The sequence below is a fragment of the Acaryochloris sp. IP29b_bin.137 genome, assembly GCF_028285745.1.
GTDB lineage: Bacteria > Cyanobacteriota > Cyanobacteriia > Thermosynechococcales > Thermosynechococcaceae > Acaryochloris.
Window position 1 is genome coordinate 1 of sequence record NZ_JANQOP010000334.1, and the last position, 13,963, is coordinate 13,963.

13 protein-coding genes and 1 pseudogene are annotated in these 13,963 nt (G+C 46.3%); 9 read left to right on the top strand and 5 right to left on the bottom strand.

Annotated features, from left to right (window positions below; translation table 11 throughout):
- Window positions 1-272 precede the first annotated feature (272 nt).
- The 7 genes and pseudogenes from tnpA to Q0991_RS22710 all read left to right on the top strand — a co-directional run bounded on the left by tnpA (window position 273) and on the right by Q0991_RS22710 (window position 5,896).
- A pseudogene (tnpA, locus tag Q0991_RS22680) lies at window positions 273-659 on the top strand (IS200/IS605 family transposase).
- Between the two features lie 296 nt (window positions 660-955).
- Window positions 956-1,501 (top strand): AAA family ATPase, encoded by a 546-nt coding sequence (locus Q0991_RS22685; RefSeq protein WP_299492893.1) that lies wholly within the window; start codon window positions 956-958, stop codon window positions 1,499-1,501.
- Between the two features lie 104 nt (window positions 1,502-1,605).
- Window positions 1,606-2,127 carry a DUF4269 domain-containing protein gene (locus Q0991_RS22690; protein WP_299492895.1) on the top strand — a complete coding sequence of 174 codons (522 nt, stop codon included), beginning with the start codon at window positions 1,606-1,608 and terminating at the stop codon, window positions 2,125-2,127.
- Between the two features lie 197 nt (window positions 2,128-2,324).
- Entirely contained in the window at window positions 2,325-3,575 is a 1,251-nt protein-coding gene (locus Q0991_RS22695; protein WP_299492897.1) for an AAA family ATPase, read from the top strand.
- A 24-nt stretch (window positions 3,576-3,599) separates the two neighbouring features.
- Window positions 3,600-4,670: a RuBisCO accumulation factor 1 gene (locus Q0991_RS22700; RefSeq protein ID WP_299492899.1), complete on the top strand. Its 1,071-nt coding sequence runs from the start codon at window positions 3,600-3,602 to the stop codon at window positions 4,668-4,670.
- 181 nt (window positions 4,671-4,851) lie between these two features.
- Window positions 4,852-5,418 (top strand): Uma2 family endonuclease, encoded by a 567-nt coding sequence (locus Q0991_RS22705; protein ID WP_299492901.1) that lies wholly within the window; start codon window positions 4,852-4,854, stop codon window positions 5,416-5,418.
- Window positions 5,419-5,632: 214 nt separating this feature from the next.
- Window positions 5,633-5,896, top strand: a complete 264-nt coding sequence (locus tag Q0991_RS22710; protein WP_299492903.1) for a transcriptional regulator — start codon at window positions 5,633-5,635, stop codon at window positions 5,894-5,896.
- A gap of 42 nt (window positions 5,897-5,938) precedes the next feature.
- On the opposite strand, the gene Q0991_RS22715 is transcribed toward Q0991_RS22710, so the two are convergent.
- Window positions 5,939-6,358, bottom strand: a complete 420-nt coding sequence (locus Q0991_RS22715; RefSeq protein ID WP_299492905.1) for a retroviral-like aspartic protease — start codon at window positions 6,356-6,358, stop codon at window positions 5,939-5,941.
- Window positions 6,351-6,611 carry a hypothetical protein gene (locus Q0991_RS22720; protein ID WP_299492907.1) on the bottom strand — a complete coding sequence of 87 codons (261 nt, stop codon included), beginning with the start codon at window positions 6,609-6,611 and terminating at the stop codon, window positions 6,351-6,353. Before Q0991_RS22720 ends, Q0991_RS22715 begins: the two co-directional genes overlap by 8 nt.
- Before the next feature lie 185 nt (window positions 6,612-6,796).
- Between Q0991_RS22720 and Q0991_RS22725 the strand changes: the two genes are divergently transcribed.
- Window positions 6,797-7,396, top strand: a complete 600-nt coding sequence (locus tag Q0991_RS22725) for a RuBisCO accumulation factor 1 (protein WP_299492909.1) — start codon at window positions 6,797-6,799, stop codon at window positions 7,394-7,396.
- 88 nt (window positions 7,397-7,484) lie between these two features.
- Here the strand turns inward: Q0991_RS22725 and Q0991_RS22730 are convergent, their stop codons facing one another.
- The 3 genes from Q0991_RS22730 to Q0991_RS22740 form a co-directional block, all read right to left on the bottom strand.
- The gene (locus Q0991_RS22730) at window positions 7,485-9,074 is read right to left on the bottom strand and encodes a DUF6575 domain-containing protein (protein ID WP_299492911.1); all 1,590 of its coding nucleotides are present in this window, start codon (window positions 9,072-9,074) and stop codon (window positions 7,485-7,487) included.
- A complete protein-coding gene (locus tag Q0991_RS22735) occupies window positions 9,071-9,487 on the bottom strand; it encodes a hypothetical protein (protein ID WP_299492913.1) in 417 nt (138 codons plus the stop codon). The genes Q0991_RS22730 and Q0991_RS22735 overlap by 4 nt, the downstream gene beginning before the upstream one ends.
- A 652-nt stretch (window positions 9,488-10,139) precedes the next feature.
- Window positions 10,140-11,399, bottom strand: a complete 1,260-nt coding sequence (locus Q0991_RS22740) for a DUF2808 domain-containing protein (protein ID WP_299492915.1) — start codon at window positions 11,397-11,399, stop codon at window positions 10,140-10,142.
- Between the two features lie 198 nt (window positions 11,400-11,597).
- Here Q0991_RS22740 and Q0991_RS22745 point away from each other — a divergent pair, with 198 nt between their 5' ends.
- Window positions 11,598-13,856, top strand: a complete 2,259-nt coding sequence (locus tag Q0991_RS22745) for a molybdopterin-dependent oxidoreductase (protein WP_299492917.1) — start codon at window positions 11,598-11,600, stop codon at window positions 13,854-13,856.
- Window positions 13,857-13,963 lie beyond the last annotated feature (107 nt).

The following is a 13,963-nucleotide window of genomic DNA, read 5'->3' on the forward strand; positions in this document are numbered from 1 at the left end:
CGTTTGTTGTTGCACATTGGCTAGCATTTGAATCACGACCTCTCCCCCACGTTGAATCATCCCGAAGATCGGCGGTTTCTCCGTTTCGAGCGTTCCCCACCCCCGAAGCCCTTTGAGTTTGCGTCTGCGTCCCTATACGCTTTTTAACTGCCTATATGAGGTAAGCCACTGGTTTGACCAGTGAGACTCGAACAGCTTTGAGCGTTGCGGCAGCCAAGTTTCTCCTACGGTGACAGACCATGTCAAAGCATAGGAGAAATTCAATGTCAAATATGTATCACAGCCTTTCACACTCAAAATGGGATTGCAAGTACCACGTGATTTTCGTGCCAAAGTATCGGAAGGAATCAATCTTTGGCGAAATCCGTCAACACTTGAGGTCCATTTTCCGTGAATTGGCTCGTCAAAAGGAGTGCCGAATTGTTGAAGGCCATTTAATGCGCGACCATATCCACATGTGCATAAGCATTCGGTCTTGTCAGTGATCAGTTTTCTGAAGGGCAAGAGAGCCCGTCAATATTAATGGCAAACATCGCGACTTTAATGGAGAGAACTTTTGGGCTAGGGGTTATGCGTTATCAACAGTAGGATTTGAGGAGTCAGTAGTGCGTCGCTATATTCGCGAGCAAGAAGGTAGCGATGCAAGTGGTCGGTTCTAGACAGATAAGTTAGATGTAGGACGACCATCCTTGGGGTGGCCCCACTCATCAAGCCACCTGCTTTGCGGGTGGTGTCTGACTTCTCAAACAGCCTCTCACAGAGCTGTATTCAATCGATGCAGTTAACGAGCAAACCGTTAGACCACTCCATCTGTCGGGACCAGCAGTTCATCAACTGACATTCGATATTTAGGGATTGAGACGTGATTCGCGAGATAATGCTGTGAAATAGTCAATAAAGCGCTCTGATATTAGGTTATTTCTATCTGAAAGAATTTCCAATTCACACCTTTGTCATGTACTCATCTTCCAATACCAAACCTTGTAATTTAGTGTTGCTAGTGGGATTAAAAGGAGCTGGGAAAACTTTTACTGGTAGTGTTTTGGAGAAATATCTAGATATAAAGTTCCTGAGGATTGAGCCTATATTTCTTGAGTTACTTCGGCAAGAGCCAGAGTTAGCAGGAGTACCGCTTGAACAACGAGGATTCCAAATTGTATTGGAGAAGTTAGATAAGTTAGCTCAATCTCATTCCACCCTCTGTATCGAGTCAACGGGTACGGCCCATACGTTTCTAGAATTATTAGCTGCTCTGCGTAAAGGCTTTTGCATGTTCATTATTCATGTAAAGGTCCCATTGGATACCTGTGTAGAGCGAGTACTGACGAGAGATGCATCAGCTCATATTCCTGTTTCAGATCACAGATTACAAGAAATTAATGAACAAGCGCTGCTTGTGGATCTTCCATGGGATCTAGAAATTGATAATTCTCAGCTTCTGGATGAGGCTGCGATTGCCGAGTCAGTGAAGGGGCTTTTGCAAGAACAGCTCAAGAGGTAGCGAGTATAGTCAAACACTGCATAGCAACAGAGGGACAAAAACCACGTGTGAGATCGCTGAAGCTGTTGCATTTTATAGTTGTGCTTGTAAACAGCCCAGCATCAATGAAACCAGAATGTGAGCATGTCATTGAAAGACTCGGCTTGTTAAGGAGCCTCTGTGATTTTAACCCCTGCGTCATTGGAACACCGCCATTAGGCATCGACCTTCCCACGAGTGATATCGATATTGCTTATTCGGCTGAGGAGCTATCTCAATTCCGTCGCTGTTGTCACAAGAATTTTGGCAGCCTGGATGGTTATTGGTGTTACGACTCTATCGCTCAGAATTTACCTGCAGTGATTGTCAAATTCAATTCGATGGGGTGGGATATTGAATTATTCTGTCAAACCATTCCAACTGAACAGCAGTGGGGTGTTCGCCATTTTCAAATAGAGCAACGCCTGATTGAACTGGATCCGAGACTTAGAATTGCGGTGCAGCAGCTCAAGCAAAAGGGGATCAAAACGGAACCTGCTTTTGCCCAAGTTCTTGGGGTGGATGGTGATCCCTATCTCGCTATGCTTGAATTGGAACAGATTTGCGATCGCGAATTAAAACACCTTATTAGCACCAGTATCCAATAACTTTATGCATCGGGAGTGATGGTTATGAGTGCTTCGTTGTCTGGAGTCAGGAGAATGACTTAAGTGCCATCGTCAGTGAACCTAACCTAGCAGTAATGTAAAAGGCTGCCAAAGATTATGCAGAGGTGTTGACATTGCTAGAAAATATTCATTAAGTGAGAGAACACCTTGAAGTACCCTCAATTTGATCTTCGACCATGGGTTATTATCTCTCGCCTCGTTTTTTAGATCGACTGGCCGTCCATATCACCAAGAACTTTATGGATTTGCCAGGGCTGCGAGTGCCTCTAATTTTGGGGATTCATGGTCACAAAGGTGAAGGAAAATCCTTCCAGTGCGAGCTGGTATTTGAGCAGATGGGCATTGAGCCAGTGCGAATGTCGGCAGGAGAGTTGGAAAGCCCTGATGCGGGTGATCCGGTTCGCTTGATTCGGATGCGTTATCGAGAAGCGGCGGAGCTGATCAAAGTGCGGGGCAAGATGTGTGTGCTGCTGATTAACGACCTGGATGCTGGCGCGGGGCGAATGGATCAGACCACGCAGTATACCGTCAACACCCAATTGGTGAACGGCACCTTGATGAATATTGCCGATAACCCGACGGATGTGCAGTTACCGGGTAGCTACGATACTCAGCCCATTCATCGGGTACCGATTTTGGTGACGGGCAATGATTTCTCTACTCTCTATGCGCCGTTGGTGCGGGATGGACGGATGGAGAAGTTCTACTGGCAGCCTAGCGCTGACGATCGGTTGGGCATTGTCCAAGGGATTTTTGAGCCGGATCGCTTATCCCGTCCTGTGATTGAACAGCTGGTGAATCATTTTGCCGACCAGGCCATCGACTTTTTTGGGGCGTTGCGATCGCGGGTCTATGACGAACAGGTCCGCGGCTTTATTCGCTCGATTGGCATTAGTAAAATTTCAACTTATTTGGTCAACTCTCCAGATCGACAGGTGCAGATCCAACCCCCTACCCTGACCTTGGACCATTTGATTGCCCTGGGTGAGGCGATGGTGGGCGAACAAGATCGCCTACAGAACTCTGGCTTGGCCCAAGCCTATGTTTCAGGAGTGCAGGCTGAACCGTTGCTTCCACCATCTCCCGCTCCCGCAACCGAACCCAATGGCTTTCTCCGGGCTGATGTAGCGTCTCATTCTAATGGAAACTGGCCTGAGCATATTGCTGACCACGATATTGAGCACCTGTTTCAACAGGCAATGCGCCAAGGTCACCAGCTCAATTTAGAGACAGCGACCCCTCGGGAAAAGGCGGGAAATGTGTGGCGGAGCTGGTCTTGGCCCCAAGCCCCGCGAACCGTGACGGATGCCATGGCCGGATTACAAACTTGCTTACACGATCATCCTCGCAGCTACATTAAGCTGATTGGGTATGATCCGAGTACCCAAACCCGTACCCTAGAAGAATTGATTGTTCGTCCCCAGTAATTCCGTTCACCGCCACCTTTAACTATGACTGCCTTTACGCCCCCTGGATCTAGCCCCGACATTGATATTGACCAGCTATTGCTAATGCTGCGCCGTAAGGAAAAGACCTGGGTGGACTGGGGCGTCGCTTGTCAACAGTTGCAGAAAGCAGGCTATAGTCCCCAGCAGATTTTTGAAGAATCTGGGATTGAACCGATTCAGCAAAACCAAATTATTGTAGCGGGACAGGTTTATCAAAACCTGAAGGACAAGGCAGTGGAATCAGTCTGTCAATATTTTGGCGAACGGCGTAGCGATGTTCTCTATGAGTTTCGGGTACTGAATCAGGTCGAACGAGTGGATGCGGCAACCCTGGCGGCAGAGAAGCAGTTGGATGCAGATGACGCCCGTGCGATCGCAAAGGCGATGAAAGAATTCAGCCGACTTTCAACTCAACCGGAGGGGTTCTCCAAGGCTCCGGGTGATGCGATGGCCTATCGGTGCTGGTATTTCGCCCGTCAAAAGGATGATTTGCAGGAGCGATCGCGCCTGATTGGTCAGGGGCTGAAGTATGCCCATAGCGATTCGGCACGGGAACAGTTACAGCAGCTATTGAGCGACTTCTCTGTAGTGAAGGCGAAAGAGGCTCCTCGCCTGCCGTTTTTTCGGTTGGAGTCGGAGGAGGAGTTGCCCCGGTTGATGCCGGTGATGGGGCACTTACCGTTGACGCTGGCGGATTTGAAGGCGGTGCCAGTGGTTGAGGAGGAAGAACCCTTTGGCATGGTGCAGTATTCGGGGAGTTGTGCTTGGGTGCCGGTTCCGGGGTGGAAGGTGATTTTGCGGGCAGAGGATCCGGTGGCGTTGTTGGCACAGGTGAAAGATTTAGGCCCAGATCTGCCTCGACCAACGGAGGAAGTGTTGGTAATTATTGATCGCGATCAGCGACAGTGGCATGAGGACTGCTATTTTTTGGTGGAGATGGATGGGCAGTTGCAGGTGCAGTGGTTTGCGGAGGCTCCTGAGCAAAAGCTTTATGGGCAGGTGGTTTTGGTGATGCGGCCTAAGCGAATTTTGGATGAGAATTTTACTAAGGATCCTTGGCATACGGATGAGTAGAGAACTGCTGAATTTTCGATTCAGCATGTGAAAAACTTCTACTCTGCGCCCAGCAGACGGGGTATGCTGCTCCCAAATCCGTGGTTGAGATTGCACACAATGCCAAACCGTAGGCATTGTGTGTAATCTTAGAGTCAGCGCTTCTACAAATAATGAATCAGTAAGATCGCGAACTCAAGTTATGACGGCTATTACACTCAACCTAGAACCGGTAGTGACACTGACCGATGAGCAGTTTTATGAGCTGTGTATGGCCAATAAAGACGTGGCTATGGAGCGTAGCCCAATCGGAGAATTGATTATTATGCCCCCAGTTGGTGGTGGAAGTGGAAGCAAGGAAGCAGACTATATTACTGATCTCAATCTCTGGAATCGTCAAGCTGGCCGAGGAGTAGTCTTTAGTTCGTCCACTATGTTCAAGCTGCCTGGGGGAGGAGATCGCTCTCCTGGTGCTGCCTGGGTGAGCCAAGAACGTTGGGATGCGCTGTCTCCAGAGGAAAAAGAGCAGTTTCCGCCCATTTGTCCCGACTTTGTGATTGAACTACGCTCAAAAAGCGATCGCTTGGGGCCTCTACAAGCAAAGATGTTGGAGTATCTAAACAGTGGTTTGAGATTGGGGTGGTTGATTAATCCTCAGGATCAGACGGTAGAGATATATCGGGTGGGGAAAGAGGTAGAAATTGTGCAGCTTCCGGCTACTGTGTCTGGGGAAGATGTATTAACAGAATTTTCGCTTGAGCTGAGCTGAATAACGTTTATTACCCGCTACCTTAGAATACAAAACTAGGCTGAACTCAAACTGGGGTCAGGTTACTTCGCGGTTCCATAACTCGGTTGATAAGCTCTCAACAGTTTTGATGTTCAATAGAGCTTCACCTCAGAAACAGAACGAATTAAGAAATAAATCACGCTGCGCCTTGATGCAGATCCAGTGGATTGGTTCAAGAGAAATCATCTATCTGATGAAGGTTACCAAACAAGCATTTGCAGCAGTTGAAGGATGGCTAAGGACTATGGGAAAAACGTTGGAAGAGAAGCTACAGGATTTGTCACCGGAGCGATGTCGTAGGGTTGATGAGCAGGCGGTTGCGCTGATTGCGGAGGAGTTATCTTTGCGTGATTTGAGGAAGGCGCTTAATATGACTCAGGAACAGTTAGCTGAAAGCTTACAAATTAAGCAGGAGGGGGTCTCCCGACTGGAGCAGCGGACGGATTTGTTGTGGTGAAAACAAAAGTGGTGCAACGCTTATGGAGGACCCCTCAAATTATTATTTCGCTCTGGGACGCAATTCAAAAGCAAGGTCGGCACGATAGAAGCACACATCAAACTCTGCGAAAAAATTCATGTGCCCCATAATCAAAGGTACGTTTTGAGATTGAGTCCAGGCAAAAGCAAGTAAGACAGGGGGAAAGTCATCAATCTTAGCTGATAGCACCAATCCTTTCGATTCCATCTGAGCCAGGTTACCGCTCAACTGAATGGGGACAGTCTGTTCTTCCCAAACTGCTCCCAATTTCAAACCGACTTCGTAGGGCAATACATTGACGCTTGCGCCTGTATCCAACAAAGCCATCGTTTCCACGGAGTGGTTTCTGTAATTTAGCGTTATTGGCAGATAGGGCATTGCGCTAGACAGCCCCTCACGGTTGGTACGCTCAACGAAAGGAAATCGTTTGCTATCAAGCATTGTCTTTACGCTTTTCTGCCGTTAGCAGATCTGTTAGCGTTTGAGCTGCTCCTTGGGCCTCATGAGGTGACCATACGACTGCTTCAGTAGATGCTAACTGTTGCAGCAATGAATTTTCTTGAGCTTGAGTATCTGCTGTTTGCAACTCACAGCCTTCTTCTTTGGCTACTGCTAGTAACAGAAAATGAATGAGGCGCAGTTTGTCTTGATGAGAAAGTTGACTTACAGCGGGAAATAATTCAGTCAGTGGCATAAGTGAGTAATACTCCACTATATGAGTTTAATAACGCTTGAATTCTTATATATTGGTTATTTAGCTTGCCATTTGCTATACGCAACCAACATGAGAAAGCAATTAGGAGAATATTTGTTTAATCAGATTAACTGAAAACAACAAATTTGAACGGCACTCAATAGCTTCAAACATTTTAGCCTGGCTTGTATAGGGTCTATTGTCTGGAGCGATTGCGCCTGATTGGTCAGGGGTTAAAGTATGCCCATAGTGATTCAGCCCGGGAGCAATTACAGCAGCTATTGAGTGATTTCTCAGTGGTGAAAGCGAAAGAGGCTCCCCGCCTGCCATTCTTCCGATTGGAGTCAGAGGAAGAGTTGCCCCGATTAATGCCAGTGATGGGCCACTTGCCGTTAACCCTGGATGATTTGAAGGCGGTGCCGATGGTTGAGGAGGAAGAGCCGTTTGGGATGGTTCAGTTTTCAGGGACTTGTGCTTGGGTGCCAGTTCCGGGATGGAAGGTGATTTTGCGAGCGGAGGATCCGGTGGCGCTGTTGGCTCAGGTGCAAGATTTAGGCCCGGATCTGCCTCGACCAACGGAAGAGGTGTTGGTGATTATTGATCGCGATCAGCGGCAGTGGCATGAGGACTGTTATTTTTTGGTGGAGGCGGATGGGCAGTTGCAGGTGCAGTGGTTCGCGGAAGCTCCTGAACAGAAGCTTTATGGACAGGTGGTGTTAGTGATGCGGCCTAAGCGAATTTTGGATGAGAATTTTACTAAGGAGCCTTGGCATACAGATGAGTAGCGATCTGCTGATTTTGCTATCGTGAAATAGACGAGCTGTTCTTTTGATAATTGGATAGTTGTAGTTCGCACTACGAATTATCGTTAATTTACTCATCTTCAAAGCATGGTTCAATATCAACTAACTGATAGATTATTCTTTCTTCTTTCCCAACATTTACCTCCCTTATTTTTCGCAATTTAGCCTTATATACAAGGTCAGTTGTTAATTGTTTTGCATTATTGCGTGCTTGCTCAACAATATCTCCTTTATACTTAATTCCACTAACAGAATCTTCAATTCCGAATTTCCATAGTTTGTTGTCATGTTTATATAGGACGCCAATGATTTCAATTTCTTCGGGTTTCTTTTTATCTATTGATTTAACTCGACGGATTATTTCATGAGTTTCTTTAATAGAAAGCTTTTGTTGCCCACCTCTATTGGGAGTTGGAGAGCCCCAATTGATTGAAAATTCTCCGCCAGTATCGACAAGAGCTTCAAGGAATTTTAAATACCGTTTTGCAGTTGTTTTTGGGAGTTTAGAAATATATGCTTCGAGTTTTGAAGAGCTACTTCCAATTCTCATAAGGTTAATGACATGCTCCATAACATTTCCTGGAGAAGAGTTGCCATGAAAATCTGGGTCAAAGTTTACACTAGCGAGCTCAACCTGAAATGACCCTGCTGCAGTATTGAAAATATTAAATTCAACACCTTTCTTTGCCTTAGATATATCTTGTGGAGAAGGTTTTTTCTTAGAAGGTTTAGCTAAACAATCTAAGAAATCTTGCATGCTAACTAAGGTTTTACCTAGTTTTGAAATAGAAGCTTCATTAGGGTGATCGGAAGGAATACTAAATTTAAGAGTTGCTGTTTCCCTAATCATTTTCAGGGCATTATCAATGTATTCACGATGTTCACCAATAGAAAAAATTTCCGATCTACAATTTAGATGTGTATCTGCTTCTGGAAGCCATTCTTGTTTAATTTGTTCTGGAGCAATAGATTCAACTGAATATCTGTTTTCCCTATAAGTAAATCTAACTTTATATAAAATTCCTGTCTCAGGCTTTAGGAATGCTGAACGAACATCGATTTTGCCATGGCGAATATCGTCTAATTTTTTTGCAGAGATCAAGAAATACAACCAAGAATCAAAATCAGATTTATCCTCTATCCATAGAGCTAAGAAAATTTGCTTAACTTGATTTTCACAAGCAAATAAGTGATTTCCGTTGAACTTTATGTAAACTTCCTTAATCTCAAGCTCACCGATATCAATAAATGGCCCTTTTATACTTATATTTCGATTTATATTTGGATAAGACTCTTCATCACAGTCTAAATAGGTTCTGGGTAAAGGCAACCATTCTTGACTGATCTGTTCTGATGAAATAGGTTCTGCAGAAAATTGATTTTCTTGAAAGGAGAAAATAACTTTATATAAAAATCCATATTCAGGATTTAAAAATGCTTGTTGAACATCTTCATTACCATAACGAATTTGTTTAAGTTTATATTCTGAAATAATTAAATATAGCCATAAATCAAAATCTTCTTCTTCAGCAGACCATAATACGAGAAAAATTTGCCCGATCTTATTCTGGCAAGAAAATAAACGTGCTCCATTGAACTCTACAAATACTTCTAATTCATAAAGTTCACCAAGAATAGTATCTCTTGGAAAGTTAATCATAGTGATTGATCGCTAATAGGGCGAAATTCTTTCCACGGTTTTGCTTGTTGATATGGCCATAAAGTATGGTGTGAGTTTCCTGAGCTCGCAGGTGTAGATTTTATCTTGCCAATATTCGGAAAAAGCTTTGCTTCATAGACATCCATCCCTTTTAGATTTGGGAATTTCTTTGCTAGCTCTGCTTCCTTTAAATCTGTAAAACAAGACAATCCACAAGCTTGACACTCTTTAGAATTTGTGGGGAAACGCTTCATAGGTTGTCTTTCCCTCAGAGATCGACAATCGTTCTTTGTTACTGGGTAGTTCTTTGATAAATAATAGACTTTAAAGCTTGGGTCCAGTGCATCGGGTGGTGGACACGACTCTGGTAAATGTTGATAAAATTCTTGATCGATTTCTTTTGAATCAGACATGATCAATTTTTCTGGGACATTTAGGTAAGTATATTGACTGTGACAAATGATTCTTATTGCCAAGAAATAGTGCAATAGAAAGAGTCGAAATATTAATTTTGTAAACTATTATTATAGATCCTTAAATTAGCCTATCTACTTATCTCACAGAATGTTCCTTATTGAATAGTCATCTCTATCTCTTATCCATTGCCTTTTGCTGTTATACGTCAGGCCTCAGGCTTCAAATTAGCCTGCCTCAGTAAAACTCAGTACCTGACCTTCCCTACCAGAATTGTGTGCTGCTTTACAATTGAAATATTCTAAGATTGTGGAGAGCGGAGAGCTGAAACTATAATCATATACTTGATGGTAACCTCATCCATGCTTAAATGGATGTTGGAAAATAAACTCACACACACTGCATTTAATTGAATTATCAGAAAATTACTACGTTACACTTTGGCTTATTTGCTAACTATATATGTATTCCTAATCCCATGCATGCATAGCAAACATTTCTCTCAGTACTGAGTATGAATTCAAATATTAACTTTATAAAATCATTTAAGCTTTTTTAGGCCTTTTAGAGGATAGGCTAGCAGCAAAAATGCTTAACTTACAAGAGATTTGTAGTGTATTGCAAAGCTCATTTTTTGACCTTGGTATAAAATTATTTCCCCAATGAACTTCGAGAAAAATCAAGACGACCAATACCTAAATATTGACTTTTGGCAGTTGAACCAGCAGGCGTACCTCTTACTTCAAACATATAGCTTCCCACTGAAGGATTACGCACTGGGCGAACGGCCATTGTAATCGTCTGACCTGGGGCAACAGGTTGATCAAACGTCACCGTCAATGTCCGAATCGATGGATCGCTGACCACGATATTAATCGGCAACGCCTCGCCTTTATTCCGCTTCGTCCCTTCAAACGCCTTTACAGAAGTCGCCTTAAAACGGGGATATTGCACCCCTTGCTTCAAAATAAACTCCACTTTTTGCAACGGTTGAGCGGCATCTTGCGGAATATCAATCGTAAAGAAGTACGTGGCCCCTAAAGATCGGGCGTCTCGATTCGTTGTAGAAGTGCCGACAAGCTGAGGGGGGCGATCAAAGGTTACCTTTGGACCTCTGGGGAGGGCTGGAAGAGCGGGGGCATCGATCACTTGAGCTACCGCCGTTGATTCTTGAATCGGCTTAGGAGTTGGCTGTGGAGTCGCCTGGGGCTTGGCCTCCATCTTTTTAGAGAGCCGCACAAACGTATTGATGGGAATGCCCAAATTGAACCCAGCCTTAATCACGCTGCGGTTTCCTTGATATCCCGGCAAAACCACCTCTCTGCCTTCGGCTAAACCATGAATTCCCACCACTTTGCCATCGTCATTAAAGACAGGCCCACCACTCATCCCTGCACGAGTGACGTTGGTATAGACCATTTTGTAGCCCTTGCCGATGGATTGGGGCGGCAGGCCAGAAATTTCGCCAGAAGTGAACTGATAGATATGGGGTAGCGCAACCCCCGAAGACGGCCAACCCGCAATAAAGACCTTATCGCCTTCCGTTAACTGATCTGAGTTGCCGAGTTTTGCTAATTGATACGACTTCTGGCTGGTAAAACTCACCAGGGCCAAATCCACATTCGGCAGCTTCTGCACCGATTGATAATTCAAGGCATATTCCGTCCCATCGGGGGCCACAATGTCATACTCATCCGGTGTGGCAACCACATGTTCTGCCGTCAGGGCATAGTAAGTATTATCCTTTTTCCCCACCAGCACTCCAGAGCCAGGATTTTGGCCTTTTACCAAAACGGTGGACTCCTTGGCAATTTGATTCACCTCAGCCCCGGACAACGCCTGGGCTGGCTGCACCATCACCAAAGCAGTTCCTACGGCTAAAGCAGGCAATAGAACGTTAAATCGCTGCATGGGGATAACCCTCACTCACTTGAATTCATTATCGGCGAAGTTTATTCAGATGACGACTTCAGTTCTATTGAATCATCGTCACCATAGACACCACTGTGATCTGTCTCGGTGAACAAGGAAGAGGGTTATCACAGGGCATTGGATTGCAGCCCAAAGGCTCCTATGCTGACAGTAGTTCTCCTCTACTCGACCTGAATCATGACCGATTGGCAGCTAACGGCTTGTATTTTATGTTCCCGAAACTGTGGCCTCCAGGTCCAAGTCGCAGACGGCCATCTCACCAAGATTCGAGGCGATAAAAACCACCCCGTTAGTGCGGGCTATATCTGTCAAAAAGCGGCCCAACTCGACCACTATCAAAACAACGCCGATCGCCTCACCCAACCCCTTAAACGGCAGGAGGATGGTTCTTATCAACCCATTGACTGGCAAATCGCCATTACCGAAATTGCCGATCGCCTACTGGATCTAAAGCAGACCTATGGCAAAGAATGCCTTGCCTTTTATGGCGGAGGCGGCCAAGGCAATCACCTCGGCTCCATGTATAGCAGCACTTTTCGCGATGCCTTGGAGATTCCCTACTACTATTCCGCCCTGGCCCAGGAAAAAACGGGGGACTTCTGGGTGAATGGCAAGCTGTTTGGTCGCCAAAACTGCCATACCACCGAAGATATTGAACAGGCAGAGTGCGTATTGTTTATTGGCACCAATCCTTGGCAGGCCCACGGCATTCGCAATGCCCGCCCCACCCTCAAACAGCTTGCTAAAGATGAGCAGCGGACCATGATTGTGATCGATCCGCGTCGGACAAAAACGGCGGAGTTGGCGGATATTCATCTGCAGTTGCGGTCTGGGACGGATGCGTTTTTACTATCAGCCATGCTGGCAATTCTGGTGCAGGAAGGCTGGGAAGATCAAGCCTTTCTCAAGAAACATACTGCTGGATTTGCAGAGGTGCGGGCTTGTCTCCAAACGATTCCCATTGCAGACCATATTGAACGGGCTGGAGTAGATGCTGAGCAGGTCCATGAGGCCATGCGCCGTTTTGCCACCGCGCAGTCTGCCACCGTCCGGGTGGATTTGGGTTTGCAACAAAGCCTTAACAGTACCCTCAATTCCTATCTAGAGAAACTGCTCTTTCTACTAACGGGGAATTTGGGCAAACCCGGTGGCAATAACTTCCATACCTTTTTCCTCCCCTGGGTGGGCCATTCCGATGCCCAGTCCCCCCGCAAAACGAAGGCTACGGGGATTACCGAAATTGCCCAACTCTTCCCCCCGAATGTATTGCCCGCCGAAATTGAGTCCGACCATCCCCAGCGTATCCGGGGCTTAATTGTCGATAGCGCCAATCCCATGGTGTCCGGGGCCGATACCCAAGCCTACCAACGGGCCTTTACCCAGCTAGATTTACTCGTGGTCGTGGATGTGGCGATGACGGAGACAGCTCGCTATGCCGATTACATCCTGCCCGCTGCGTCGCAATTTGAAAAATGGGAGGCGGCATTTTTTAACTTAGAGTTTCCCACCAATGCCTTCCATCTACGCAAACCCTTGTTTTCCCCTTTAGCGGATACCCTGCCAGAATCGGAAATCTATCGGCGATTGGCAGTGGCGATTGGGGCAATTCCAGAGCGCTATCCATGGTTAGAACGAGTGGCTCGTTGGCATCGGCGATGGCCACAACTCGGCTTATATCGGCTGGCTTTGGTGACGGCCATGACTGTAAACCCCAAGCTGCGCCATACCGTTGCCTTTGCCTTGCAAGGATCCTTAGGCAAAACCTTACCCGATTCAAGTACCGCACCTTTTTGGGGTGTTAGTCAGCTCTATGTGCAGCAACATGGCGAAGCCGTGGCCCGAACGGGGTTACCCGGACGAGGGGGAAGATTAGCGGAAGCCTTATTTCAGCGGATCTTGCAGGGAAGCGGCACGGCCATTAGCCAACATCGCTATGAAGATACCTGGTCGCTGATGGGCTACAAAGATCAGAAGGTTCGGCTGGCGATTCCAGAGCTACTGGAGGAGTTGCAGACACTGCAGTCCCATAATCCCTGGCCCGATTATCCCTTGATGCTGATTGCAGGTGAACGCCGCATGTATAACGCCAACACTATTTACCGCAATCCTCAATGGCGGCAGAGCGATGCTGAAGGCGTCCTCAAGATTCATCCGACGGATGCCGCAACCTTAGAGTTAGCTGATGGAGACCAGGCGCTGTGTGAATCCCCCTGGGGTGAATTATCGGTGCAGGTGCAACTGTGTGACACTCTCCGTCCCGGTGTGGTGAGTTTGCCCCATGGCTATGGGTTGGACTATCCCAATGCCAACGGAGAGCGCATCCGCTATGGTCCACTCCTGAATTTGTTAACGGGGGCTCAGCATTGCGATCGCATTAGCGCTACCCCCTTCCACAAAAATGTTCCTGTGAGACTAAAACCCATTGATAAAACGTAGCCTCGCTTACCAGGGCTGTTTTAAGTTAGCAGCGAGAAAATGCGATGAATCCTATTAGCAAGCTTGGTCATAGCGGGTTTGAGAGATTTATACCCGTTTAATCGTAA